Origin of the sequence: Listeria sp. LM90SB2, from assembly GCF_028867355.1 — a bacterium.
Classification (GTDB): Bacteria; Bacillota; Bacilli; order Lactobacillales; family Listeriaceae; genus Listeria; species Listeria monocytogenes_B.
In genome coordinates this window covers 1664700-1691474 of the sequence record NZ_CP046449.1, presented here as the reverse complement: position 1 = coordinate 1691474, position 26775 = coordinate 1664700, and the positions used below count along the sequence as shown (strand labels likewise).

At 38.8% G+C, this 26775-nt stretch carries 21 protein-coding genes and 2 other annotated features; of the genes, 17 read left to right on the top strand and 4 right to left on the bottom strand.

Annotated features, from left to right (window positions below):
- Positions 1 to 82: 82 nt before the first annotated feature.
- The 9 genes from GL301_RS08340 to GL301_RS08300 all read left to right on the top strand — a co-directional run bounded on the left by GL301_RS08340 (position 83) and on the right by GL301_RS08300 (position 13581).
- Positions 83 to 1207, top strand: a complete 1125-nt coding sequence (locus tag GL301_RS08340) for an exonuclease SbcCD subunit D (RefSeq protein WP_003726202.1) — start codon at positions 83 to 85, stop codon at positions 1205 to 1207.
- Positions 1204 to 4275: an SbcC/MukB-like Walker B domain-containing protein gene (locus GL301_RS08335; RefSeq protein WP_061661486.1), complete on the top strand. Its 3072-nt coding sequence runs from the start codon at positions 1204 to 1206 to the stop codon at positions 4273 to 4275. The genes GL301_RS08340 and GL301_RS08335 overlap by 4 nt, the downstream gene beginning before the upstream one ends.
- An 83-nt stretch (positions 4276 to 4358) precedes the next feature.
- Positions 4359 to 7577 (top strand): DEAD/DEAH box helicase, encoded by a 3219-nt coding sequence (locus GL301_RS08330; RefSeq protein WP_021495988.1) that lies wholly within the window; start codon positions 4359 to 4361, stop codon positions 7575 to 7577.
- A complete protein-coding gene (locus GL301_RS08325; RefSeq protein ID WP_003726199.1) occupies positions 7577 to 7999 on the top strand; it encodes a general stress protein in 423 nt (140 codons plus the stop codon). Before GL301_RS08330 ends, GL301_RS08325 begins: the two co-directional genes overlap by 1 nt.
- Positions 8000 to 8022: 23 nt before the next feature.
- Positions 8023 to 8826 (top strand): STAS domain-containing protein, encoded by an 804-nt coding sequence (locus GL301_RS08320; RefSeq protein WP_070014779.1) that lies wholly within the window; start codon positions 8023 to 8025, stop codon positions 8824 to 8826.
- Between the two features lie 154 nt (positions 8827 to 8980).
- Complete coding sequence (acnA, locus tag GL301_RS08315; RefSeq protein WP_003726197.1) at positions 8981 to 11683, top strand: aconitate hydratase AcnA; 2703 nt, start codon at positions 8981 to 8983, stop codon at positions 11681 to 11683.
- Between the two features lie 99 nt (positions 11684 to 11782).
- Entirely contained in the window at positions 11783 to 12016 is a 234-nt protein-coding gene (locus GL301_RS08310; RefSeq protein ID WP_003727343.1) for a hypothetical protein, read from the top strand.
- 12 nt (positions 12017 to 12028) lie between these two features.
- On the top strand, positions 12029 to 12610 hold the full coding sequence (locus tag GL301_RS08305) for a DNA-3-methyladenine glycosylase I (protein WP_003727344.1): 582 nt from the start codon (positions 12029 to 12031) through the stop codon (positions 12608 to 12610).
- Positions 12607 to 13581: a S66 family peptidase gene (locus GL301_RS08300; protein WP_003731633.1), complete on the top strand. Its 975-nt coding sequence runs from the start codon at positions 12607 to 12609 to the stop codon at positions 13579 to 13581. The genes GL301_RS08305 and GL301_RS08300 overlap by 4 nt, the downstream gene beginning before the upstream one ends.
- Positions 13582 to 13617: 36 nt before the next feature.
- Here GL301_RS08300 and GL301_RS08295 read toward each other — a convergent pair whose 3' ends face one another.
- The 4 genes from GL301_RS08295 to lap all read right to left on the bottom strand — a co-directional run bounded on the left by GL301_RS08295 (position 13618) and on the right by lap (position 18837).
- Positions 13618 to 14685 (bottom strand): ABC transporter permease, encoded by a 1068-nt coding sequence (locus GL301_RS08295; protein ID WP_003726653.1) that lies wholly within the window; start codon positions 14683 to 14685, stop codon positions 13618 to 13620.
- The gene (locus tag GL301_RS08290) at positions 14682 to 15602 is read right to left on the bottom strand and encodes an ABC transporter ATP-binding protein (RefSeq protein WP_003726652.1); all 921 of its coding nucleotides are present in this window, start codon (positions 15600 to 15602) and stop codon (positions 14682 to 14684) included. Before GL301_RS08290 ends, GL301_RS08295 begins: the two co-directional genes overlap by 4 nt.
- Positions 15603 to 15685: 83 nt before the next feature.
- On the bottom strand, positions 15686 to 16114 hold the full coding sequence (locus tag GL301_RS08285; RefSeq protein ID WP_003727347.1) for a VOC family protein: 429 nt from the start codon (positions 16112 to 16114) through the stop codon (positions 15686 to 15688).
- A 122-nt stretch (positions 16115 to 16236) separates the two neighbouring features.
- Entirely contained in the window at positions 16237 to 18837 is a 2601-nt protein-coding gene (gene lap, locus GL301_RS08280; protein WP_003726650.1) for an adhesion-mediating acetaldehyde/alcohol dehydrogenase LAP, read from the bottom strand.
- A gap of 501 nt (positions 18838 to 19338) precedes the next feature.
- Positions 19339 to 19580: a binding site (T-box leader), on the top strand.
- Positions 19581 to 19628: 48 nt separating this feature from the next.
- Positions 19629 to 19854, top strand: a binding site (T-box leader).
- Positions 19855 to 19921: 67 nt separating this feature from the next.
- Here lap and trpE point away from each other — a divergent pair.
- The 8 genes from trpE (at position 19922) to GL301_RS08240 (ending at position 26718) form a co-directional block, all read left to right on the top strand.
- Positions 19922 to 21286: an anthranilate synthase component I gene (gene trpE, locus GL301_RS08275; RefSeq protein ID WP_274758627.1), complete on the top strand. Its 1365-nt coding sequence runs from the start codon at positions 19922 to 19924 to the stop codon at positions 21284 to 21286.
- A complete protein-coding gene (locus GL301_RS08270) occupies positions 21283 to 21888 on the top strand; it encodes an aminodeoxychorismate/anthranilate synthase component II (protein ID WP_003733395.1) in 606 nt (201 codons plus the stop codon). The genes trpE and GL301_RS08270 overlap by 4 nt, the downstream gene beginning before the upstream one ends.
- Positions 21860 to 22879 carry an anthranilate phosphoribosyltransferase gene (gene trpD / locus GL301_RS08265; RefSeq protein WP_003726781.1) on the top strand — a complete coding sequence of 340 codons (1020 nt, stop codon included), beginning with the start codon at positions 21860 to 21862 and terminating at the stop codon, positions 22877 to 22879. The genes GL301_RS08270 and trpD overlap by 29 nt, the downstream gene beginning before the upstream one ends.
- Positions 22876 to 23634 carry an indole-3-glycerol phosphate synthase TrpC gene (trpC, locus tag GL301_RS08260; protein ID WP_010958923.1) on the top strand — a complete coding sequence of 253 codons (759 nt, stop codon included), beginning with the start codon at positions 22876 to 22878 and terminating at the stop codon, positions 23632 to 23634. The genes trpD and trpC overlap by 4 nt, the downstream gene beginning before the upstream one ends.
- Positions 23631 to 24239 carry a phosphoribosylanthranilate isomerase gene (locus tag GL301_RS08255; RefSeq protein WP_003741253.1) on the top strand — a complete coding sequence of 203 codons (609 nt, stop codon included), beginning with the start codon at positions 23631 to 23633 and terminating at the stop codon, positions 24237 to 24239. The genes trpC and GL301_RS08255 overlap by 4 nt, the downstream gene beginning before the upstream one ends.
- A gap of 2 nt (positions 24240 to 24241) precedes the next feature.
- Complete coding sequence (gene trpB / locus GL301_RS08250; protein ID WP_003726798.1) at positions 24242 to 25444, top strand: tryptophan synthase subunit beta; 1203 nt, start codon at positions 24242 to 24244, stop codon at positions 25442 to 25444.
- Entirely contained in the window at positions 25437 to 26210 is a 774-nt protein-coding gene (gene trpA, locus GL301_RS08245) for a tryptophan synthase subunit alpha (RefSeq protein ID WP_003726797.1), read from the top strand. The genes trpB and trpA overlap by 8 nt, the downstream gene beginning before the upstream one ends.
- 70 nt (positions 26211 to 26280) lie before the next feature.
- Positions 26281 to 26718 carry a hypothetical protein gene (locus GL301_RS08240; protein ID WP_003726796.1) on the top strand — a complete coding sequence of 146 codons (438 nt, stop codon included), beginning with the start codon at positions 26281 to 26283 and terminating at the stop codon, positions 26716 to 26718.
- Positions 26719 to 26775 lie beyond the last annotated feature (57 nt).

Here is a 26775-nt window from a genome sequence, read left to right as displayed (position 1 = left end):
TAAACTATATCTAGTATACTTAAAATTGACGAGTTTTGCATTAAAAATAAATAATCTCTGAGAAAAAGAAATGAGGTAACCGATGAAATTTTTACATACAGCTGATTTGCATTTAGGAAAAATTGTATCTGGCGTATCGATGCTAGCAGAGCAAGAATATATTTTGGCACAAATAACGAAGATTGCCGAGGAAGAACAAGTCGACGCACTTATTTTAGCAGGAGATTTATATGACCGCGCCGTGCCGCCTGCGGATGCGGTGAAAGTGCTAAATGATATTTTAGTGAAATGGAATGTAGAACTAGGTATTCCGATATTTGCCATTAGCGGGAATCATGACAGTGCGGAGCGGCTTGCTTTTGGAAGTCAGTGGTATGAAAGTAGCAAGTTGTATATGAAAGGAAAATGTACCTCGCAGTTTGAAGCGATTTCTTTTATGGATGCCGAAGTGTGGCTTGTACCATATCACGAACCAGCAATTATTCGGGAAGCTTTTGCAGATAATTCGATTCGCAGTTTTGAGGACGCTATGCAAGCCGTGACGAAACAAATTCGGTCCAAATGGGATACAAGCAAGGCGCAGATTTTGGTTGGACATGCGTTCGTTTCTGGCGGTATTCCGAGTGATTCCGAACGACAACTAGCAATTGGAAATGTGGACCGTGTTTCTACGGATTGTTTTGATGGTTTTACATATACTGCACTCGGGCACTTGCACCATCCGCATGCGATTCGGCACCCGTCTATCTTTTATAGTGGATCTCCTTTAAAGTATTCATTTTCAGAAGCAAATGATCACAAAAGCGTGCGGATTGTGGAACTGGAAGGAAAAGAACTGGTTAGCGTGACGGAGCGCTTTCTAACACCAAAACATGATATGCGCATTATTTCTGGAACGCTAGCGGAACTGACAGAAAATTTAGTGGAAAATCCTGATGACTTTTTTCAAGTGAATTTAATGGATGAAGGTGCTTTAATTGATCCGATGGGGAAATTACGCCAATTTTATCCGAATATTTTACATTTAGAACGTAAAAAACAAACATTAAAAGAAACGCAAGATAACTTTGAAGAAATCATGAAAAAAGATGATTTAGAGCTATTTGGTCAATTTTTTGAACATGTTAATGGGACAGAATTAACGGAAACACAAAAACAAAAGTTAGCGGATGTTTTTGAACAAGCGAGGAAGGAGGATGCGGAATGAGACCGATTAAATTAACGATGCAAGCTTTTGGAGCCTATGCCAAAAAAGAAGTCATCGATTTTGAAAAGCTTGGAACGGAGCAAATTTTTGTGATTTCTGGTAAAACAGGAGCTGGGAAATCGACAATTTTTGATGCGATTAGTTTTGCAATTTTTGGGAAAGCGAACACATTTGATAGGGAAAGTTTTTCGATGCGAAGTCATTTTGCGACGGATAAAGAAATAACGGAAGTAACGCTAGCTTTTAGATTGAAGGACAAGATTTACCAAATTAGCCGCATTCCTCAGCAGGAAATTGCCAAACAACGCGGAAACGGAACAACCACTTCGCCGCAAAAAGCAGAATTATATGAGTTGATTGGTGACGAAATGAAGTTGCTTGCAAGTTCCGTGCGCGATGTTAATGCAAAAATGGAAGAATTAATTCAACTTAATGTGGATCAGTTTAGACAAATTTTGATGATTCCTCAAGGCGAATTTAGAGAACTGCTCGTATCGGATAGTAAAGAAAAAGAAGTCATATTGCAACGGTTAGCGCATACTGCTTACTATGAAAAAGTGGAAAATTTGTTATGGGAAAAGCAGAAGCAAGCCGAAATCTTGGTTGTAGAAGCGCGTAAAAAAGTAGCGGAACTTGCTGAACTTAGTTTACCGCATGGGGAAGTTTCTGGAAAGACAACGAGTGAAATCAGCGTGTTGCAAAACGAGGCCATTCAAAAAGAACAAGCAATTTTAACGGAATTAGAAAATAAATTAAGTATTATTCGGAAACAAACAAGTGAAGCTGTTGAAAAAGTGACGCTTGCGAAAGAACAACTGCTTGATTGGCAAAATTTGGATAAGTATACAGAAGAAGTTGCGACACTAGAAGCGGAGAAAGATTTTTATCAAACAATGGAAGTTCGCATGGAGGCTGCGAAAAGAGCAAGCAACCTTCAATCCCAAGATGCACTTTGTATTCGTTTAAAAGAACAATTAGAAACAGCCGAACAAACAGAAAAACAAGTAGCACTTGAGGCAGAACAGGTAAAAGCCCAATTTTCACATGCGAAAAAACAAAAAGAAGCTCTTGCTGAAAAAGAAGCAGAATTAGAAATAAACAAACGAACACTTTTCCAATTAGAAGAAATGGAACCGAAAATATTGGAATTAGAAACAGTCTTGATCCAAAAAAGACGCGCCGAATTAGACTGGAAAAAAACAACGACCCTTTTAGAAAAAATAATCGACAAGGAACAAAAAATAGCTACAGAACTGCAATCAGTTGAGGCGCGATTAGCGGAAATAAACAAAGCCGAGCTCATGTATTTAGAAGTTATTAACAAACGGACAACATTAGAAGCCAGGATAGAGAAAGAACAAGAATTGGTTAATAAACGGATAAAAATGGAGGAGTGGGCCGCAGCCAAACAAACTGAAGAACAAACATTAGCACAACTTTTAATAGAAAAAGCGGAAATGGAAAGAACGATTAAACAAGAAGAAACAAAACTAGAAAAAGAACAAACGGCAACAATCGCAGCGCATTTGCATGAAGGAGATGCTTGTCCTGTCTGTGGTTCACAGTCACACCCAATACTCGCGAAATTTGGAGAAACAGCTGACCTTGAAACACTCGAAATAGCAAAAGCAAAGCTACAAGAAAAACAATTAGTGATTACTACGACGGAAAAAGCTATCAGTCAACTCGAATGGCAACTTAATGAATGGGCAGATATGAAAGAGCAAAGTTTAGCCGAAATACAACAAACATTAGCTGAAAATATCCAACTAGCTACTAATCTGAGAGAGCAAATAACCCAGTTGCAATCCGAAGTAGCTCAAAAAGAAACTGTCCAAGCGACATTAGAATCATTGAAAAACAGACAAAATGAAACGCTAACCGAAAAAAATAAGATGGCTCTCGAAGTAGAAAAGTTGCATCAACAAGTGCAACTAACGGAAGGGAAACGAACTTATTTGGAACAATCCATTCCCGACGAGTTGCGAGATAAGGCTGTTTTCGATAACAAAATGAAAGAACTAAGCTCAAAAATCGAAACACATATCAAACAAGCCGAACAGATTGATGCGTTGTTTAGACAGGCAGAAAAAGAAACAACCAGACTAGAATCCACGTTACATTCAGCGCAAAAAACAACGGTGGATGCGAAAGAAGCCTTACAAGTACAGCGCGAAATTTTCAAAGAAGCCATGAAACAAAATGATTTTTTATCCTATGATGAGTATAAACAAGCTTTGTTATCAGTAGAAGAACTAAAAAACTTAGAAGAAAAATTGGCCGAATACGAGCGAAAACGCCATTTAGCTGTATCACGCCAAGCTGATTTAAAAGAAAAACTCCAAAACAAACAAAAACCAAATATGGAACAACTAGAATTCATTATGAAAGAGAAACAACTCGAACTTAGCCAATCAGAAGAAAATACAATGAAACAACGCGAATTCGTTGCAAAAAGAAAAGAACTTGTCGAAAACTACCAAAACAGTATTCAGGCAGTGGAACAAGCCGAAGAAAATTATGCGGATATTGGCTTACTAGCTGATGCAGCGCGTGGTAAAAATGCCCGGAGATTAACGTTTGAACGATATATTTTAGCGATGTTTTTAGACACGATTATTCACCGCGCCAACCACCGTTTATCCAAAATGACAAGCGGTCGTTTTGAACTACAGCGGAAAATGGAAAAAGCAAAAGGAAATGTCCAAAGTGGCTTAGAACTTGAAGTTTTTGATGAGTATACAGGATTAACTCGACATGTAAAAACACTTTCGGGAGGAGAAAGCTTCAAAACTTCTTTAGCGCTTGCATTATCACTCGCAGAAGTCGTTCAAGAAATGGCAGGTGGGATTTCACTTGAAACGATGTTTATTGATGAAGGATTCGGTACGCTTGATCCTGAATCACTTGAAGCCGCTGTAGAATGCTTACTGGAAACACAAGAAAATGGCCGCTTAGTTGGGATTATTTCCCATGTACCAGAACTAAAAGAACGAATTTCCGCAAGGCTAGAAGTAACCGCAACAAATCACGGAAGTACCACTAAATTTATTACTGCAAGTAGCTAAAAGACCGCATGCGTTGCCGTCCCTCGTCTTTTCCTATATAATAGTAGTTTAGAGTAATGGACGGTTTTGGGAGGAAGAAAGTAATGGAGCACTTTACAGCAATTCAAAATAAAATGATCCCATATAGTGTGAAGCAGGCTGGAAAGAAACTGATGGAAGACGGAGAAATCATTCAGTTTCGTGAAAAAGATGCATCAGACCATTTTTCAACGTATTTTATTGATCAAAATGTCGTAGAAGATGCAGGTAATGAAAATTATGCGTGTAGTTGTGCCGATTTTCAATTGAACGCGATTTGCAAACACATCTACGCAACCCATCTGAAAATGGAAAAAGAAAAGCAAAAAGCAGCCAAACAAGATTTTAAAAATCGAATTCTCACGCAAGAATCAAATACACTTCTTTCCCTTTTTCAACAAAATATGGCGCAACAGCTCGAAGTAGAAGAGGACAATACGAATAAAACGCCACTCCAAACGCAGTATATCATTCGTTTAAAACCCGATGATTCTAGTTATATCATGACTATTGAAGTCAAAGTTGGCACAGAACGGACCTATGTTGTAAAAAATATGAATACATTTTTAGCCGCAATTCGCGACAGGCAGTGGCTTGTTTTCACTAAGAATTTTGCTTACGATCCAAACGAGCATTTCTTTCTTGAGGAAGACAAACAAATTTTGGATAAACTACTGCAAATCAGTGAAATTGCCAAAATGTATGATACAGATTCTTTTTATTGGTCCAAATCTTACGCAGAAGAGAAAAACCTAACGATTCCACCGAGTATGGCGAGCGACCTGTTAGAACTACTCACAGAACGCGATACGACGTGCATTATTATGAAAGAACGCGTAGAAGATATTAAATATCGCGGTATCAATGTGCGCCACGACAACCTTGATTTCATTTTTGAACTCAAAAAAAGTGCAGAAGATAAATACCAACTAGAAATGGAAGACTTACAACAAGCAATCTTTTTTGAAGCCTACCAACTTCTTTTCTTTGACGGTACCTTTTTCATACCGGCAAAAGAAGTATGGGAATCGTTGAAACCATTGATGGAATTTCATAAAGTAACGAAAAATGAAGTGGTGCAATTTTCAGAGTCGCAATTAAGTGAAGTCATTTCCTACGTATTACCAGCCTTACAGAAAAGCGGGAAGTTAAAGCTGGATGACTCGATTGAAGACCGGATTACGCAACAGCCACTTGATTGTAAATTATTCATTGCACTCGAATACGGGGAGCATACGTTGCGACTTGAATATCATTATGGCAATCAGCTTTTCGATCCATTTGCAACATCAGAAGAAGAAAACGAAAAAATCATGATACGTGATGTCGAAAAAGAAGCCCGTGTAATGAATATTATCGAAAGCGCCCCTGTTCATTTTTCTGGAACAAAAATGGTCGTCAATAAACAAGAAAAGGATTTGTATCAATTTTATTATCGCACCATTCCAAAACTAGCAGAGTACGCAGAGATTTATATGGAAGACGGTCTCGAAGAAATGGTAGAAGAGAATGTGCGCCCAGTTACGACACTGGATGTTTCTGGTGATAACGATTATCTTTCTGTTTCGTTTGATTTCAAAGGTATTCCGGAAGAAGAAGTGCAAAATGTCCTAGAATCTTTGCGTGAAAAACGTAGCTATCATCGTCTGAAAAGTGGTCGTTTCTTATCGCTTGAATCAGAAAACTACAAACAAATGGAAGATGTACTCCAAATGTTAGAAGTGCGTAAGAAAGATGTCCAAGCAAACATGCAAGTACCGCTTTATCGTGGGATGCAAATTTATGATATTTTAGGAGCAGGAGCACAAGATGAACATCATAAATTCAGTCGTTCTTTCCGCGAATTGCTTACAGATATTACGACGCAATCCGAAGACAGCTTTGCGTTACCAAAAGGATTAAAAGCAGAGTTACGTGATTATCAACTAACTGGGTTTGAATGGATGAAATCCCTTGCGAAATATAATTTAGGCGGCATTTTAGCAGATGATATGGGACTTGGGAAAACAGTGCAAACGATTAGTTTTCTAGCATCTGAGTTAGAAGATAACCCTAACTTAAAACCAGTCTTAATTATTACGCCAGCATCACTACTTTATAACTGGCAAAGCGAATTAGAAAAATTTGCGCCAACTATTCCAGTGACCGTTTTACATGGAACGAAACAATCCCGGATAGCCGAAATGGAAGAAATGAAGCATGGCCATGTCTACTTGATTTCGTATCCATCGTTACGCCAAGATATTGTCCATTTTGCAGATGTCGCTTTTTCAAGTGTTATTATTGACGAATCACAAGCTATCAAGAATTATCATACGAAGGCCTCTCAAGCTGTGCGCGCTTTGAAACGCAATCATGTATTCGCGCTCAGTGGAACGCCGCTTGAAAACAGCATCGATGAACTATGGGCTATTTTCCAAACATTAATGCCAGGATTTTTCCCTTCATTGCGCAAATTTAAAGAAATACCTTACGACAACATTGCTAAAATGATTCGTCCATTCTTACTACGTCGACTAAAACAAGATGTCGTCAAAGAACTACCAGATAAAATTGAAACCAACCTTTATTCTGAATTAACCGATGAGCAAAAAACAATATACTTAGCTTATTTAGAAAAAATTCAAGCTGATTTAGAAGCAAGCAATGGTAATGCTTCCGAAGAACGAATCAAATTACTCGCAGGATTAACCCGTTTACGCCAAATTTGCTGTGATCCGAGCCTTTTTGTGGAAAATTATCAAGGTGAATCTGGTAAATTACTACAGTTATTTGATACAATACAAACAGCAAGAGAAAACGGTAAACGCATTCTCCTATTTTCCCAATTCACGGGTATGCTTGGAATTATTCGCCAAAAACTAGAAGAAGATGGACAAACACTTTTCTACATGGATGGTAAAACTCCATCGAAAACAAGACTAGATATGGTTAATGCTTTTAACGAAGGGGAAAATGATATTTTCTTGATTTCCTTAAAAGCTGGTGGAACCGGGCTCAATCTTGTTGGCGCGGATACCGTGATTTTATACGATTTATGGTGGAATCCGGCTGTAGAAGAACAAGCTACCGGACGTGCACATCGAATCGGGCAAAAACGCGTTGTCCAAGTGTTCCGGATGATCACTAAAGGAACGATAGAAGAACGAATTTTTGATTTGCAAAAGAAAAAACAAGCGCTAGTGGACGAACTAATCCAACCAGGCGAACAAATGCTAGGAAAATTAAGCACAGAAGAAATAAAACAAATCTTACAATTGGATAATGGAAGGGATGACAAATAATGAAAAAGTGGGAAGTATTCGCAGTTCAAAATGTCGAGGCAGCAGAGGAAATTATCAACAAACTAGTAAGCGAGGGATATGAAAAAGAAGATATTTCTGTTCTAGCTAAATCAAAACATAACAAAAACTTAGAAACTTTAGCAGAAAAAGAAAATATCGAAATCGAACGTCCTGTAAATGAAGAGGCTTTCGGTATTATTTCTGGAATCCTCCAATCTCTAAGTGGAGCCATTGTTATTCCACAAGCTTACAATCCCAAATATGGTGCTTTGTATGCTGCCGGTCCCTTTGCCAAATGGTTCTCGAAAACAGACGATAAATCTGTAAAAAGATTATTAGAAGACTTTGATTTAACAGAAAAACAAGTAGATAAAATGATTGAAAATTTACATGCAGATAACATCTTAATTTTTGCGAGATAATATCGGTGAAAAAGGAGAAGTTTATGCAAATTAAGGAATTTTTGATTAGTCGTCGTTCAGAATTAGTGAATATGTTTTATGAAAATTATTATATTGAAACGGATGAATTTAAATTAAGACTTCGTGGCGGGGAAGAGGAAGAAGCTATTCGCTCGCTAAGCACTGCATCATGTGGCATGATTATTGATGTCATTACCGGCGTGAAAGAACGAGATTTTGAAAGTATCGGTAAAAGACGCTTCAATGATAAGACGGATATTAGAAAAATTCATCAACATATGAGTGAAGTTGAAAAATATATCATTACTAGCTTAGTGAAGTGGAAGGAAGCAGAAAATGTTTTCTATACGGATGCTGACATTATCCAATTTATGCTTGATATAAAAGATACGCTTTCATCCATTCAACAACAATTGTTAGAAGGATTTATGCAAGAAAATAGAAATCAAGTCGCAGCACAGCGAAAAGAAATAATTCAGTTATCCACACGAATTATTCCTATCACTGATTCTATCGGCGTCTTACCAATTGTTGGTAGTTTGGATGACGATAGGGGCTATTTCATGAAAGAAAAAGCAGTAGAATCTGCGGATAAGCTGAATTTAGATACGATTGTCATTGATTTTTCCAGTGCTGTATTAAAAGATGATTTCGCAACCAAACATATGGAGGATATGATTCAATCTTTTAAATTAATTGGCTTAGTACCAATACTTTCTGGTATGCGCCCAAGTTTCGCTCAACGCACAATCCAAGTTGGTTCAAATATTTCCAAACTCGAATCATTTGGCTCTTTAGAACAAGCATTAACCAATTTAGGTGTTTAAAGTACAGATGAATGGCACTCGTTGTCATTCATTTTTTTGTTATAAGAAAAAGTTATCGAATTATAGCGGATTCTCTTTGTTTACTTATCGCCCGTTTTTAAGTACAATAGATGAGAGAGACCAATCGTTTCAAGAATTGAAGGAGGAAACGTGGATGACTAATTGGAAAGAAAAAGCAAAAGCATCATTTCAACTAAACGACAAAACGTATCATTATTACAAACTTAAAACCTTAGAAGAGGACAAGCTTACAAACATCGAGAAATTACCTTATTCTGTACGTGTTTTACTTGAATCCGTTTTAAGACAAGCAGATGGCAGAGTAATTAAGGACTCACATGTAGAAGATTTAGCCCATTGGTCTAAAGATGGAAACGAAGGCGAAGTACCATTCAAACCAGCCCGTGTTATTTTACAAGATTTCACAGGTGTTCCTGCAGTGGTTGATTTAGCTTCTTTACGTAAAGCCATGGCAGATCTTGGCGGCGACCCTGAAAAAATCAATCCGGAAATCCCGGTCGATTTAGTCGTCGATCACTCGGTGCAAGTAGACAGCTATGCGAATCCAGAAGCACTGAAAATCAATATGGAACTCGAATTCAAGCGCAACATGGAACGTTACCAGTTTTTAAATTGGGCGCAAAAAGCATTTGATAACTATCGCGCAGTACCACCTGCAACAGGTATCGTTCACCAAGTTAACTTAGAGTATTTAGCAAACGTCGTTATTGCGAATGAAGTAGCAGACGGCGAATTTGTAGCGTTTCCAGATTCCCTTGTCGGAACAGATAGCCATACGACGATGATTAACGGTATTGGTGTATTAGGTTGGGGCGTGGGCGGTATTGAAGCAGAAGCCGGCATGCTCGGTCAACCATCTTACTTCCCAATTCCAGAAGTTATCGGTGTGAAATTGCTAGGTGCTTTACCAAACGGCGCAACAGCAACTGATTTTGCTTTAAAAGTAACCCAAGTCTTACGGGAACAAAAAGTAGTAGGTAAATTTGTTGAATTTTATGGTCCGGGTGTTGCGACACTTCCGCTTGCTGACCGTGCAACCGTTGCGAATATGGCTCCAGAATACGGTGCAACTTGTGGGTTCTTCCCAGTAGATAAAGAAGCCCTTAATTATTTAAAACTAACTGGCCGTGACAAAGAACAAATCGAATTAGTAGAAGCTTATTTAGAAGCAAACGATTTATTCTTCACACCTGAAAAAGTAGAACCAAACTACACGCAAATCGTGGAAATCGATCTTTCCGCGATTGAACCAAACTTGGCGGGGCCAAAACGTCCTCAAGATTTGATCCCTCTTTCGAAAATGAAAGAAACATTCCGCGAATCGATTACTGCCAAAGCAGGCAACCAAGGTTTCGGACTAGATAAATCAGCCTTAGACAAAGAAGTAACCGTTACTTTTGGCAATGGCGATCAATCCACTATGAAAACTGGTTCGGTTGCAATCGCGGCGATTACAAGTTGTACGAACACTTCTAACCCATATGTTATGTTAAGCGCTGGTTTAGTTGCTAAAAAAGCAGTCGAAAAAGGCTTAGAAGTACCAAAATTCGTAAAAACATCCTTGGCGCCAGGCTCTAAAGTTGTAACAGGTTACTTGGAAAAAGCCGGCTTACTTCCATATTTAGAAAAACTTGGGTTTGACCTTGTTGGCTATGGTTGTACGACGTGTATCGGTAATTCTGGTCCGTTAAAAGAAGAAATTGAAGAAGCAATACAAGACAGTGATTTGCTTGTTTCTGCGGTATTAAGTGGTAACCGTAACTTTGAAGGGCGTATTCATGCACTTGTGAAAGCAAACTTCCTAGCTTCACCACCACTAGTCGTTGCCTATGCGCTCGCTGGGACAACAAATGTCGACATGCTAACAGAACCAATTGGACGCGGTAATAATGGCGAAGAAGTCTTCTTAGACGATATTTGGCCAAGTTCAGAAGAAGTGAAGGCATTAGTAGAAGAAACGGTAACACCAGAACTTTTCCGTGAACAATATGCTCATGTATTTGATGAAAACGAAGCTTGGAATGCGATTGAGACAACAGAAGATGCCCTATACAAATGGGATGAAAACTCTACGTATATTGCGAACCCACCATTCTTTGATAATTTAGCGAAAGAAGCTGGCAAAGTAGAAAGCTTATCTGGCCTCCGCGTTATTGGTAAATTTGGTGATTCTGTTACAACCGATCATATTTCACCAGCCGGAGCAATCGGCAAAGATACCCCAGCTGGGAAATTCCTTCAAGAAGAAGGCGTGGCAATTCGTGATTTCAACTCATACGGTTCTCGTCGCGGTCATCATGATGTGATGATGCGCGGGACATTTGCGAATATTCGTATTAAAAATCAAATCGCACCAGGTACAGAAGGTGGCTATACGACTTACTGGCCAACTGGCGAAGTGATGTCAATTTATGATGCTTCTAGAAAATATATCGAAAATAATACTGGTTTAGTCATTCTTGCTGGTGACGATTATGGAATGGGATCCTCTCGTGACTGGGCTGCCAAAGGAACGAACTTGCTAGGAATTAAAACAGTTATCGCGAAAAGCTATGAACGGATTCATCGTTCTAACCTTGTTATGATGGGTGTTTTACCACTTCAGTTCCAACCAGGTGAAGACGCAGAAACGCTTGGTTTAACAGGTTCAGAAAGCTTGCAAGTGGAAATCGGTGAAGAGGTAGCGCCAAGAGACCTTGTAAAAGTAACCGCTGTTCGTGAAGACGGCTCAAGCTTCACTTTTGAAGCACTTGCACGTTTTGACTCTGAAGTAGAAATTGACTATTACCGTCACGGCGGAATTTTACCAATGGTTCTTCGTGGCAAATTGAAATAACTTTAAAAAGAGGCGAGCAATAAAGTTCGTCTCTTTTTTATTTTTGCTTGCAAAAACAGAACGTATGTTTTATTATTGGTTAATAGGAGGCTTGAGCGAATGAGGTATCAGAAAATCAGTTTTATAGTGACTGGAATAATTGCAGCAGTAATAGGGTATCTTATTTTTACGAGCAACTATCACCCCGATGTTCCAAACTGGCTACTCTTTTTATTTTTAGCATTAAGCATTGCTGTGGCAGTTAGTCAGTGGAAAGAGAAACGACTAATTTGGAGTTGCGTCGGACTATTTGTGGCTGTTTTGATCAGTGTGTATTACATTTTAACTATATAGGAGGAACTCGCTTTGTCTGAAGAATTACGTTGCCCTTGGTCGATTAATGACCCGTTTGAACTAGAATATCATGATACAGAATGGTGTGTTCCGAGTAAAGACGACACATATTTATTTGAAATGCTCAATTTAGAGGGAGCACAAGCTGGACTCTCATGGAGATTAATTTTACATAAAAGAAAAGCCTATCAAGAAGCTTTTTTTCACTTTGATATTGATAAATGTGCACGCCTAACAGACGATGAGCTGGCGACGATTGTCGAAGAAGCGGCTATTGTAAAGAATCGCCTTAAAGTGAAAGCAGTTCGTACAAATGCCCTAGCTACGCAAAAAGTCCAAGCTGAATTCGGCTCATTTGCAAACTATATTTGGGGTTTTACGAATAATGAGCGTATTATTAATGAATGGCAAGGCATGGGAGAGGTCCCTGCAAGCACAGAACTATCAGAAAAAATCAGTAAAGATTTAAAGAAACGTGGTTTTAAGTTTGTTGGCCCTGTAATTGTGTATTCTTATTTACAAGCTATTGGGATTTTGGATGACCATTTACGTTCATGCCCATTTCATACATTTAATAGGGAGGCGACGAAATGATTCCAGCGAAATTAAAACAAGGGGATGAAATTCGGATTATTGCACCAAGTCGTTCTATCGGTATTATGGCTGACAATCAAGTGGAAATTGCCGTTAAGCGCCTAACGGACATGGGTTTTAAAGTCACTTTTGGCGAACATGTAGCAGAAATGGATTGCATGATGAGTTCAAGCATTCGTTCGCGAGTTGCTGATATCCATGAAGCCTTTAATGATTCGAGTGTCAAAGCGATTTTGACGGTTATTGGTGGTTTTAATAGCAATCAATTGTTGCCATATTTGGATTATGATTTAATTTCGGAAAATCCTAAAATTTTATGTGGTTTCTCGGATATCACGGCATTAGCAACCGCTATTTATACGCAAACGGAACTTATCACTTATTCAGGCGCTCATTTTTCAAGTTTTTCAATGGAGAAAGGGCTGGACTACGTAATGGACTCATTTAGCAAGTGTTTATTGCAAAAAGAGCCGTTTGCGCTTAAAGAAAGTGCTGCATGGAGTGACGATGAATGGTATTTGGACCAAGAGAACAGAAATTTTATTCCGAATGAGGGATTAGTTGTTATGCAACCTGGAGAGGCAGAAGGAATCATCATTGGCGGGAACTTATGCACGCTTAATTTACTCCAAGGAACCGAGTACATGCCTAACTTAGCGGGTACCATTTTATTTATTGAAGATGATTTTATGACTGTTCCAGAAACATTCGACCGGGATTTAGAATCGCTATTAAGTCAACCCGGTGCAGGTGAGATAGAAGGGCTGGTAATCGGTCGTTTCCAACAGAAGACAGCGATGACAGCGGAGAAATTAGCATATATTATTGAAACAAAAACGGCATTACAAAAAATCCCAGTTATATCTGGTGCGGATTTTGGTCATACACAGCCAATTGCGACATTCCCGATTGGCGGAACTGCAAGAATTGATACAAATCAGACCGATAAAATTCAAATTATTAGGCATTAAAAAAAGGCTGTCCAATGCGGACAGCCTTTTTAATATTTAACTTAAAGCGACATCTCGTTTTTTGAATAAGAAGAAAGTGAAGAAAAGGATAATCGCTGTATAAACACCTAGACCGGCGATTATTTGCCAATCTGCTAGGCCACCAGCGATTTTAGAACCGCCAACTGTGTCATTTAGGCTGAGCAAGTTGAAGATAATCCATTTCATCCAATCGTATTTTTCGATAGCGAGAGGTAGTAATTGGCGAATAATTCCACCGGAGAATAGTACACCAACGCCGACACCAACTGCAAGTGCTTGTGAACGAACGACAGAGGAGAAGAAGAAAGCAATAGTTGCGTATACGATCATCAGTAAGAAGTTCGTACCAAGTAGCATCCACGCATGTTCGAAAGCAGTCATTGCACCCGTTGAAGGGGAGAGCGGCATAAAAATAGATTGTTTTGGTAAAATAAATGAAAAGATAAAGCTAGCTACAAGTAATGTGATAGAGCTAATAATGCTGTAAACGATACACATTACGTATTTGGAAAATAGTATCTGACTTCTAGAATAAGGACGTGTCAGTAAAAGTTTGATTGTCCCACCAGAAAACTCTGTTGCAACGATGATACTTGCTACAACAACAACAAGCATTGTCGCAACGGCTCCTGAGCTACCTAATGAAGCGAAGAAATCTGCGCTTGAAATACCTGCTGAATTACTAGCGGGTTTTTCATCTGCATCGACATAAGCTTGGTAAAAATCAATTTGTTTTTGGATAGTTTCTTTGGCTTCTTTTGTTGGAGCCGCTTGTTCTTGTGTTTTTAAGTAAGCAACAGAATCAGTTAAAGATAACGTTTCAGATTTATACGTAGGATTACCATCTTTATCTGCGGAGTTCCAATATTCTTCTTCGCTAACCGGGGCACCTTTATCGTCATAGTAAGCAGTAATACCAGCATTACTTGCGTCGCCGCCTTCGATACCACTAGTATCTATTTTACTAACAAAAAACATAAGAAGAGCAAGAGCTAAAACTGCTACAAATAAGACGATTTGCATAATCCAACTTGATTTTCTGGAAAATAATTTGGTAAATTCATTTTTTACTAATGCTATCATACTTCTGCACCTCCACCTTTAGTTAATTCGAGGAATCGTTCTTCAAGGGAGGCTTGAAGTGGAACCATTTCTAATAAATCAATATTTGCTTGGATAAGCGCACGAGCAATTAGATGTACATCTTCGTGAGCCACTTCGATTTTGAATAGATCCTCATTTTGAGCAACAAGCTTGACTGGGAGTGTAGCGAGAACGGTTTTAGTTGCTTCGGGATCGCTAACTTTTAGTTTATAAGCAGCGACATGATTTTCAATTAGGTCGCTCATTTTTTCGATGTGCGTTAGAACACCTTTGTTAATAATCGCAAATCGATCCGTAATTTGTTGGATTTCGCTAAGTAAATGGCTAGAAATTAAAACAGAAGTACCATTTGTCGCTAAATCGCGAATCAGCGTTCTGAATTCGGCCATACCTTGTGGATCAAGTCCGTTTGTTGGTTCATCTAAGATAAGTAAAGCAGGGCTATGAATTAAAGCTTGCGCAACACCTAAACGTTGACGCATACCGAGAGAATATGTTTTTACTTTCTGATTAATTGCGCCAGTAAGCTTTACAAGTTCAACGATTTCACGAACGTGTTCGTCAGTAATGTTTTTTTGACTCATACGTGCGAATTGCTTTAAGTTTGCCCATCCAGACATATACATATAAAATTCTGGATTTTCAATAATAGCACCTACTTCTGAAATCGCTGCTTTATATTCTGTGTCGACATTTTTACCATTAATAAAAACGGTACCTTCTGATCGACGAATTAAACCAACGATAGAGCGGATTATAGTTGTCTTACCAGCACCGTTTGGGCCAAGTAAACCAAATACTTCTCCTTTATGTATGTCAAAGCTGATATCGTGGACAATATTTTTTTGTCCGATTTTTTTCGTGACATGTTCTAATTTTAAAACTGTCTCAGTCATGAACTCACTCCTTTTTTTCTCTCACTACTAAAATTGTACTATTTTTTAGTTCTAATTACATTCGGCTAGAGGACGGGAAAAAATCATACTTTAGTAGTAGACTCATTTTCTAAGTTAAGGTGCCAATCTATGCTGTAATGATCGATTACTTTCGCGTATTTTGCGTCCCAAAATGTATTTTGAATCGGAATTTCGATGGTGCCGGTTTTGGATAGTAGGACAAAAGCTTGTACAAAATCTGCTTCCGAACTAAAATTCACCGCAAGTGCTAGGCGATTGCCCGCGTCTGTTTCGCCTTCGAGCGTGTCGGAGAAATAAAATAAATCTTTCTCGTCTTTCGTAAGTCTTGCATGGAGGATTCGTTCTCCTTGTTTTTTATCTCCTGAGAATCCTTCCAGCTCGTGAAAATAACGCATTTGCGTAATTTCTGCTTGAAACACTTTTTTATAAAAATCTAGTGCTTCTGTGGCCTCCCCGTCAAAAGTAAAGTAGGGAACCGTTGCTTGTATCATTAAATCAACTCCATTCTTGTTCCATTATACTAATTTTAGTACTAAAGCGAAAGCGCAAGCCCTGGGATGGACTTGCGCTTTCTTCTAACTTTATATATTAATGGTGGACAAGTTAGCTAGTTTCAAACACCTTTGTAAGCTTCTAGGTAGATTTCTTTTAGTTCACTTACAAGTGGTTGTTTAGGGTTGGCAGTAGTACATTGGTCCATGAATGCGCGATCTGCAAGTGTATCTACAACTGCATCCAAATCTTTTTTAGCAACATTTTGTCCTTTAAGACTCATGTCGATACCAACGTCTTTACCAAGTTTGATGATTTCATCTACAAGTGATTTAACGCCTTCTTCTGTAGTTGCTGCAGGGAAGCCGATAATACGAGAGATACGAGCATAATCTTCATCAGCACGGAAGCTTTCATATCTAGGGAATAACGCATGTTTTTTAGGTTTAAGTGCGTTATAACGAATAACATGTGGCATAAGGATTGCATTCGCACGACCGTGAGGAATGTGGAATTCAGGTCCAATTTTGTGTGCCAAGCTGTGGTTAATTCCTAGGAACGCATTTGCAAACGCCATACCAGCTAGGGCAGAAGCATTATGCATTTTTTCACGCGCATCTGGATCACCAGTAAGAACAGATTCACGTAAGTTTTCAAATACAAGTTCGATTGCGCGGATAGATAATCCACGAGTATAATCGCTTGCCATTACGGATACATAAGATTCAATTGCGTGAGTTAGAACGTCCATACCAGTGTCAGCAGTAATGTGTGCTGGAACAGTAGTTACATATTGTGCATCGACAATCGCAACATCTGGAGTTAATTCGTAGTCTGCAAGAGGGTATTTAATGTTGTTTTCTTTGTCTGTAATAACCGCAAATGGAGTTACTTCAGAACCTGTACCACTTGTTGTTGGAATTGCAACGAATTTCGCTTTTCCACCAAGTTTAGGATATTTGAATGTACGTTTACGGATATCTAAGAATTTTTGTTTCAAGCCGAAGAATGAAGCTTCTGGGTGTTCATAGAATAACCACATACCTTTGGCAGCATCCATTGCAGAACCACCACCAAGAGCGATAATTGTATCAGGTTTGAAGTCTTTCATTAGTTCTGCACCTTTGTAAACTGTTACGTCAGATGGATCTGGTTCAACGTCAGCAAATACTTGGTAAGCTACATCGTTGCCACGTTTTTTCAGGTGTTCGATTACGACATCCACGTATTTGAATTGAACCATTCCTGGGTCAGTTACGATAAATACGCGTTCAACGCCTTCCATTTTTTGAAGGTATTGAGTGGAATATTTTTCAAAGAAAATTTTTGGTGGAAGTTTGAACCATTGCATATTATTTCTCCGATCCGCGATACGTTTAACGTTCAGCAAGTTAGTCGCACTTACATTTTGTGATACAGAGTTTTTACCGTAAGATCCACAACCTAGTGTTAGGGAAGGGATGAAGCCGTTATAAATGTCACCGATACCGCCTTGTGCGCTTGGTGCATTTACGATGATACGGCAAGCTTTCATACGAATACCAAATGCTTTTTGAACTTCTTTATCCGTAGAGTGAATAACTGCGGAGTGTCCAAGTCCTCCGTATACTAACATTTCTTCACAACGATCGAATGCTTCTGCTTGGTTAGCAGCTTCGATGAATGCAAGAACTGGGCTTAATTTTTCGTGAGATAGTGGGTATTTGTCGCCAACACCTTTAATTTCAGCTACAAGAATTTTTGTATCTTCTGGAACTTTGAAGCCAGCTTGGTTTGCAATCCATGCAGGGGATTTACCAACTACATCTGGGTTAAGTGTTCCTTTTTCAGGATTGATTACATAGCTTTCTAATTTTTTGAATTCAGCGCCTTTAACGAAGTAGCATTTGTTTGCTTCCATTTCTGCTTTTACTTCTTTAGCTACTTCTTTGTCCACGATGACTGCTTGTTCAGAAGCACAAATCATACCTTGGTCAAAAGATTTAGAAAGAATAATGTCATTAACAGAACGTTTAATTTTGGCTGTTTTGTCAATGTAAGCTGGTACGTTACCTGGTCCAACACCTAGTGCAGGTTTACCAGTAGAGTATGCTGATTTAACCATTCCAGCACCACCAGTTGCAAGTACAAGTGCTACTTTATCGTGATTCATTAATTGTTTCGTTGCTTCTAGGGAAGGTTTTTCTACCCATTGAATACAATGTTCTGGTGCTCCAGCTGCAATTGCTGCATCGTATACAACTTTCGCTGCTGCAGATGAACAACGCTGTGCACTTGGATGGAAAGCAAAGATGATTGGGTTACGTGTTTTGATAGCGATAATTGCTTTGAAAAGAGTAGTGGATGTTGGGTTAGTTACAGGTGTAACCCCGGCAACAACTCCAACTGGTTCAGCAATTTCAATCACACCAGTTTGTACATCTTCATTAATAACGCCTACTGTTTTGTTGTTTTTAATGTTGTTCCAAATATATTCTGTCGCGAAGATGTTTTTAATACATTTATCTTCGTATAATCCACGTCCAGTTTCTTCTACTGCTAATTTTGCAAGGGGCATATGTTGGTCAAGTCCGGCAAGTGCCATTGCGTGAACGATATTGTCTACTTGTTCTTGATTGTAACTTTCAAATGCTTTCAATGCTTTTTGTCCATTGTCTGCTAATCTGTCAATCACTTTTTGAACTTCTAATACTTCTTGGGCCGCATTTTCTTTAATTGCCATTTTCCAGAACCTCCTAATATTTGTTCGGGACTTAAAATGTCCATAGTAGACTTTTAACGTCCCTGATAATCCAAAAAAATTTAGCTTGTTGCTTTGCCGTATTCTTTTGTTTTATTTGATTACACCGTTAGTATAATCCATCAATAAAAGTTTGTCCAGTGTTTCACGTGAAAAACTTCACAAATTGACAAAGATGGTTGAAAAGTCCTTTCGGAAAAGCTTTTTTTAGTTAATTAGGCATGGTTTATATGAGTGTTTTTATCATTGGAATTTAAGCTGATTATCATTTGAAAACCTATATTTTATAAGTGTTTTAGGGGAGGTGATATTTATTATAATAGAGAAAATAGCATACTTTTTCTGGGGTGAAATATATTATAGAGAGATAGTTCTTTTTTCTTACTTGTTTATTAATTATCGTTTTACAACCTTTTTAGTATAAAGTAGTTTTATTTTCTTGACTTTCGTGATTTTCTTATGTAAGATTAATACAAGTAAAAAATGATAGCATTGAAGAAGAGTAAGTAGCATGATGAAAGTTTCTAGAGAGCTGACGGTTGGTGAAAGTCAGTAGCGGACATGATGTGAATGGACTTCTGAGCTCTGATCTGAAAGGATTTTCTTAGTAGGATACAGCGATTAGGCCTTATCGTTACACAAGGCGCCCATTCGGAATTTGGATGGATTAAGTGAACTGTTTTTACAGTTAATCAAGGTGGTACCACGGGTCTCTCGTCCTTGTCTAGTATATTTGCTAGGCTTGGAGAGAGGCCCTTTTTTAATTTTATAAAACGAAAACATGAAACAAGAATAGTACTTTTTCATCGATTTTTAAAGAGAGTTAGCGTTTGGTGGGAGCTAATAAATAGATGAATTAGGAATGGGCCTTGTGCGTGATACCTTGAAATCAAGTAGGGGTGAACGGGTGCTCCCGTTATAGAGCAGCTGCAAATATTGCAGCACGGAGATAGGGTTAATCCCTAAACTGAGGTGGCACCGCGATAACTCGTCCTCTGAAAAAGCATAATTTTGCGCTTTTTCAGAGGACTTTTTTTATTTTAGTAGAGAAGAAGGGATGATTAAGATGAGAAAAACGAAAAAAATAGATGCTGACACACTAACGGCTATTCTGGCGTTTCAAAGACTTTCAGGTACAGGAAAAAGTTTGCTAGAGGGGGCGGCGAAAGATGCGGAGGCTGGACGTTATTCGATTATTGCCATTAATCCAGTCCATGAAATTAAAGTATATCAACATGATTATTATATCGACGGTATACATCAAGTTGTCGCAGATCCTTTAAAAGAAATTGAATTATTTATCGAAAAAGCAAAAGAAGATGAAGCAGATTTACCGCTTGATTCAGGTGCAATTGGTTATGTTGGTTATGATGTCATTGCGCTTTATGAGAATTTAGGCGAAATTCCAGTAGAAACTCGGGATATGCCAGATATTCGTTTTTATGTATATGAAAGTTTTGTGATTATGGATCATCAGGCGGAAGAACTTATTTTAGTGCAAGATAATTGCTATTCGGGAAGAAGTGAGGCGGAACTAGATAAGGCGCTTGAATTAATGTTTACTGAACTTACAACGCCGAAAAAGGAAGAGCACAAGGCTGTCCATGTTCCCAAAATGACATACAAGAGTAACTACACGAAAGAGGAGTACATGGGGTTAGTGAAAAAAGCAAAAACCTATATCCAAGAGGGTGACTTCTTTCAAATTGTTCTCTCGCAACGACTAGAAGCAGATTTCACCGTGACACCATTTGATTATTATCGGAAATTACGTTTATTAAATCCTTCTCCTTATCTTTATTTCATTGATTTTGGGGATACGGTGTTGATTGGATCTTCCCCAGAAAGTTTGATCAAAACAAAAGGGCGGACGGTAATTACGAATCCTATTGCAGGAACAAGACGGCGCGGGGCAACGAAACAAGAAGACGAACTACTCGCTTCGGAATTGTTGTCGGATGAAAAAGAATTAGCAGAGCACCGAATGTTAGTAGATCTTGGACGAAATGATATTGGGAAAATCACCGAAACGGGATCAGTGCATGTGCCTGTTTACCTTACTATTGAAAGATACCGTTTCTTAATGCATTTAGTTTCAGTAGTAGAAGGAACCTTAAAACCCGGACTTACTGCAATGGATGCTCTTCGGTCGACGCTTCCGGCTGGTACAGTTAGCGGAGCACCGAAAATAAGAGCCATGGAGCGAATCTATGAATGGGAAAATGTAAAACGTGGCCCATATGCTGGTGCGGTTGGTTATTTAACTAAAAATGGTGATTCGGATTTCGCGCTTTCGATTAGAACAATGGTACTTCATAACGGAAAAGCTTATGTTCAAGCTGGTGCAGGAATTGTCTATGATTCCGATCCAGAAAGCGAATACTTAGAAACATTACAAAAAGCAAAGGCACTTTTGGAGGTGGGAGAATGATTCTATTAATTGATAATTACGATTCTTTTACATTTAATTTAGAACAGTATTTAGCAGAATTTAGTGAAGTGGTTGTGAAACGGAATGATGCGGCTGATTTAATGGAAATAGCGGCTTTAGCTGATGGGATAGTTCTTTCACCGGGACCAGGAAAACCAAGTGATGCTGGTCTTTTAGAAGAAGTAGTTGCAAAATTTGCGAAAGAAAAGCCTTTGCTTGGAATTTGTTTAGGTCATCAGGCGATTGGTGAGGTATTCGGCGGAGACGTAAAAAGAGCGGCGAAAATCCGCCACGGGAAAGTTTCTACTATGCGGCAAACCGCTGGAGCAATCTTTGCTAATTTACCGGAAGAAATGCCTGTGATGCGTTATCACTCTTTAATAGTAGATAAAAACACGTTGCCACAAGTTTTGGAAGTGTTAGCAGTAGCGACGGACGATGCGGAAGTGATGGCAATGAAAGTAAAAGATTATCCGGTTTACGGTTTGCAATTTCATCCTGAATCAATTGGTACGAATGATGGAAAACAAATGATGGAAAACTTTATTCATATAGTGGAAGGAGCGCGAGAAAATGGAAATCTTACTACAAAAAGTATATGACCAAGAAAATTTATCCAAAGAAGAAATGACAATGATCGCAACAGAAATTTTTGAAGGACGACTTTCGAAAACGAAAATAGCTGCTTTTTTAATGGCGCTCAAAGTGAAAGGAGAAACGGCAGAAGAAATGGCGGGAATCGCGCAGGCGATGCAACGAGTGGCTATTCAAGTCGCTTTTCCAGCCGGGACAGCGATGGATAATTGCGGAACAGGTGGAGATAAATCCAATAGTTTTAATATTAGTACTACGTCGGCTTTTGTTCTTGCGGCTGCGGGGATTCCGGTTGCGAAACATGGGAATAGAAGTATTTCTAGTCGTTCAGGTAGTGCTGATGTTTGTCAGGAATTAGGGATTGATATTAATATGCGCCCAGAAGATATGACTTATTTACTCGAAAAAGTCGGGATTGCCTTTTTGTTCGCGCCACATGTTCACCCGAATATGAAGTACGTTATGGATGTTCGAAAAGAACTTGGAACGCCAACGATATTTAATTTGATTGGCCCACTCACAAATCCGGTCCATTTAGAAACGCAATTAATGGGAATTTATCGTCGTGATTTGTTAGAGCAAACAGCGGAAGTACTCGGCCAGCTCGGACGAAAACGCGCAGTTGTTTTAAATGGCGCTGGTTTTATGGATGAAGCTTCTCTGGCTGGAGAAAATCATTATGCGTTATATGAAAATGGTGAAGTTCACTTATATACACTGCGTCCGGAAGATGTTGGTTTAACTAGCTATCCTCTCGAAGCAATTACAGGCGGAGAAGCTAAAGAAAATGCAGCAATTTTGCGTAGTGTGCTTGACGGAGAACCAGGAGCTTACTTAGATACAGTGCTTTTAAATGCCGGATTTGGTTTATTTGCAAATGGCAAAGTGACAACGGTACAAGAAGGCGTGGATTTAGCAAGAGATTTAATTAGAAGTGGTTTAGCCAAACAAAAATTGGCAGATTTAATTACTTATCAAAAAGAGGTGCTAGCAAAATGACATTTTTAGAAGAAATTTTAGCGCAAAAAGCAGTAGAAGTTGCAGACATGCCCTTAGAAAAAGTAGCCGAAAAACGGAAAACTTATTCGTTTTATGAATTTTTAAAAGCAAATACCAGCACGATGCAACTTATTGCAGAAGTAAAACGCGCCTCTCCTTCTAAAGGGGAAATCAATATGGGCGTGAATCCGGTTCTGCAAGCCAAGTCTTATCAAGCTGCGGGTGCGGGAATGATTTCTGTTTTGACAGATCCTGTTTTTTTCAAAGGCTCGATTGAAGATTTGCGAGAAGTAGCGAAAAATGTCGAAATTCCTGTACTTTGTAAAGATTTTATTATTAGTGAAAAACAATTGATTCGTGCTCGAAATGCGGGAGCAACGGTTGTATTGCTAATTATTTCGGCACTTACAGAAGAGATGCTAATTGCTCTGTTTGAACAAGCTCTGGCGCTTGATTTGGAAGTGTTAGTGGAAGTACATGACCAGAAAGAATTAGCTGTTGCTCAAAAAATTGGAGCTAAACTCATTGGTGTGAACAATCGTAATTTGCATACATTTGAAGTGGATATTGCAGTAAGCGAAAGACTGGCGAGCGATTTTTCGTCGGATGCTTGTTTCATAAGTGAATCAGGTTTTCGAACAGCTGAAGATGTGGCTCGTGTTAGTCAAAAATATAATGCAGTGCTTGTTGGAGAAGCGCTAATGCGAGAAGCGACTCCAGAAGCAGCGGCGAAAAGTTTGAAGGTGACACGATGATTGTAAAAATTTGTGGATTGAAAAAAGCAGTAGATGTAGCGGCTGCGGTCGATAATGGCGCAGATATGATTGGCTTCGTTTTCGCAAAAAGTAAACGTCAAGTTACGGTGGAAAAGGCACATGAATTAGCCAAAAATATTCCCGCTGACGTCAAAAAAGTCGGGGTATTCGTTAATCCTACTGAAGAAGAGTTAACGGCAGCAATCAAAGGTGTGCCATTAGACATTGTTCAACTTCACGGACAAGAACCCGCAAAACAAGCAAATCGCACAGATGCAAAAGTAATCAAAGCTTTTCCTGTGAAAGACGGGAAACTTCCTACCAATATAAATGACTATCCAAACGCTTATATTTTACTCGATGCACCAGCAGAGGAATATGAAGGCGGCAGCGGAAAAACATTTGATTGGGATAAAATAAATAGAGACATGCTTACAAAAAACAAATTAATTATAGCTGGCGGATTAAATGCTCAGAATGTACAAGAAGCCATTAAACGCTTTGAACCATATGCAGTAGATATTTCCTCTGGCGTAGAAACAAACGGAGAAAAAGATCCGGAGAAAATTAAATGCTTCATTAAAACAGCAAAAGGAGTGGAATAATAATGACTTATCAAGCACCTGACGAAAATGGCTTTTACGGAAAATTTGGCGGCAGATTTGTACCAGAAACATTAATGAAAGCAGTGAAAGAATTAGACGAGGCGTACCGGGCTTCCAAAACAGATCCTGCTTTTCAAAAAGAATTAAACTATTATTTAAAAGAATATGTGGGCCGAGAAACACCACTTTATTTTGCTGAACAATTAACAGCACATGCGGGCGGAGCAAAAATTTATTTAAAACGCGAAGATTTAAATCATACTGGCGCACATAAAATCAATAATACTATTGGGCAAGCCTTACTCGCACGTCAAATGGGTAAACAAAAAGTAGTGGCAGAAACTGGCGCAGGACAACACGGGGTGGCGACTGCAACTGTTGCAGCACTTTTTAATATGGAATGTACTATTTTTATGGGAGAAGAAGATGTGAAACGCCAATCACTCAATGTGTTTAGAATGGAACTTCTTGGTGCAAAAGTAGTGAGCGTGAAAGCAGGAAGCAGAACATTAAAAGACGCAGTAAATGAGGCGCTCAGATTCTGGGTTGCTAATGTGGAAGACACGCATTACATTATGGGATCCGTTCTTGGACCGCATCCATTTCCAGAAATTGTTCGTGATTACCAAAGTGTGATAGGAATAGAAGCACGCAAACAACACTTGGAAAAAGAAGGTAAGCTTCCTGATGCAATTGTTGCTTGTGTTGGAGGCGGGAGTAATGCGATGGGGTTATTTTATCCATTTGTAGATGATGTTTCTGTTCAAATGCACGGTGTGGAAGCAGCGGGACACGGTTTAGAAACTGAATTCCATGCAGCGACTATTTCCAAAGGAGAAATAGGGATTTTACACGGAGCGATGATGGACGTTTTACAAGATGAGAATGGACAAATTTTGGAAGCATTTTCGATTTCAGCTGGCTTAGATTATCCAGGTATTGGTCCGGAGCATAGCTTTTTCCGTGATTTAGGTCGTGCAGCGTACCATTCTGTTACCGATGATGAAGCCGTTGAAGCATTTCAACTTTTATGTCGTACGGAAGGAATCATTCCTGCACTCGAAAGCTCGCACGCGATTAGTTATGCAGTCAAACTTGCAAGCCAAATGCGTCCAGAAGAAAGTATGGTCGTTTGTTTATCTGGTCGCGGAGATAAAGATGTTAATCAACTAAAGGAACGCTTGGAGGGACAAATAAATGACTAAAACATTAACGAATAAACTAGCGAAAAAAGATCATGCTGCCGTAGTTACTTACATTATGGGTGGCGATGGTGGCTTAGATAATTTAGAAGAACAGTTATTGTTTCTCGAAAAATCTGGTGTAAGCGCGATTGAAATTGGTATTCCTTTTTCTGATCCGGTTGCCGACGGTCCGATTATTCAACTTGCTGGGTTACGTGCTTTAAAGGAGCAAGTGAGTTTAGAAGCCATTTTAAATAAATTGGCTAGGAGTAAAGTGCAAATTCCGCTAATTATTATGAGTTATATTAATCCGATTTTTCATTTAGGTATCCCGAAATTTGTTGAATTGGTGCAGAAAACGCCGGTGAAAGGGCTTATTATTCCTGATTTACCTTATGAGCACCAAACACTGATTACGCCAGAACTTCAAGGGACAGATATCGCACTTATTCCGCTTGTTTCATTGACAAGTCCGAAAGAGCGCCTCGAAGAAATTGCGAAACAGGCAGAAGGGTTTATTTATGCAGTAACAGTTAACGGAACTACCGGTGTGAGGAGTGAATTTGATGCCCATATTGATAACCATTTAGCTTATTTAAAAAGCATTAGCCCTGTTCCAGTTCTCGCAGGTTTTGGTGTTTCTTCTATTGAACATGTGGAAAAATTTGCGCATGTATGTGATGGTGTAATAATCGGTAGTAAAGTCGTGCAAATGTTACATGAAGAAAAAACGGCAGAGCTAGGAGCGTTTTTACAAAAGGCCGCAGAAGTTCGAATCGAAAACTAATTACTACTTACAATTTCTCTTTAAATATGGTAAAGTCTGGTGTATAGAATGTTAAAGAGGAGTTGTAAGGATGTCTGTTGAAGTTAAACCAGAGCATGCGAGAATGCTCAATAACACGAAAAATGTCACACTTGGAATAGCGATTGTATCGACTATTCAAGCAGTATTAAGTGCAGTCTCTATTGTAGGTCTTTTTGCGTTACAACAAAGAAAAGAAGTACTTGCTAATGCACATGCCACTGCGGTCGTTCAAAATACGATTATGACGACTACCATTATGGCAGTTATTTGTATTGCGTTTACGATTATGTTATTTCTTTCTTTTAACAAACTTAGAAAAGGTATTATAATTACGCCGCTTGTATATTATTTATACGCTGCATTTACTATTCTTGGTGTTATTTTGTCAATGATTAATAGTGGTGTGAACTTTGTTTCGCTTATTTTACCAGCAGTACTACTTGCTTTAAGTGTAACTTGTATTTTAAATCTTAGAAGAATGCGATAAAAGTAGTAGTGTAAGAATGATTTTTACATAACCCGATTTAACAGACAGACTTAAAAG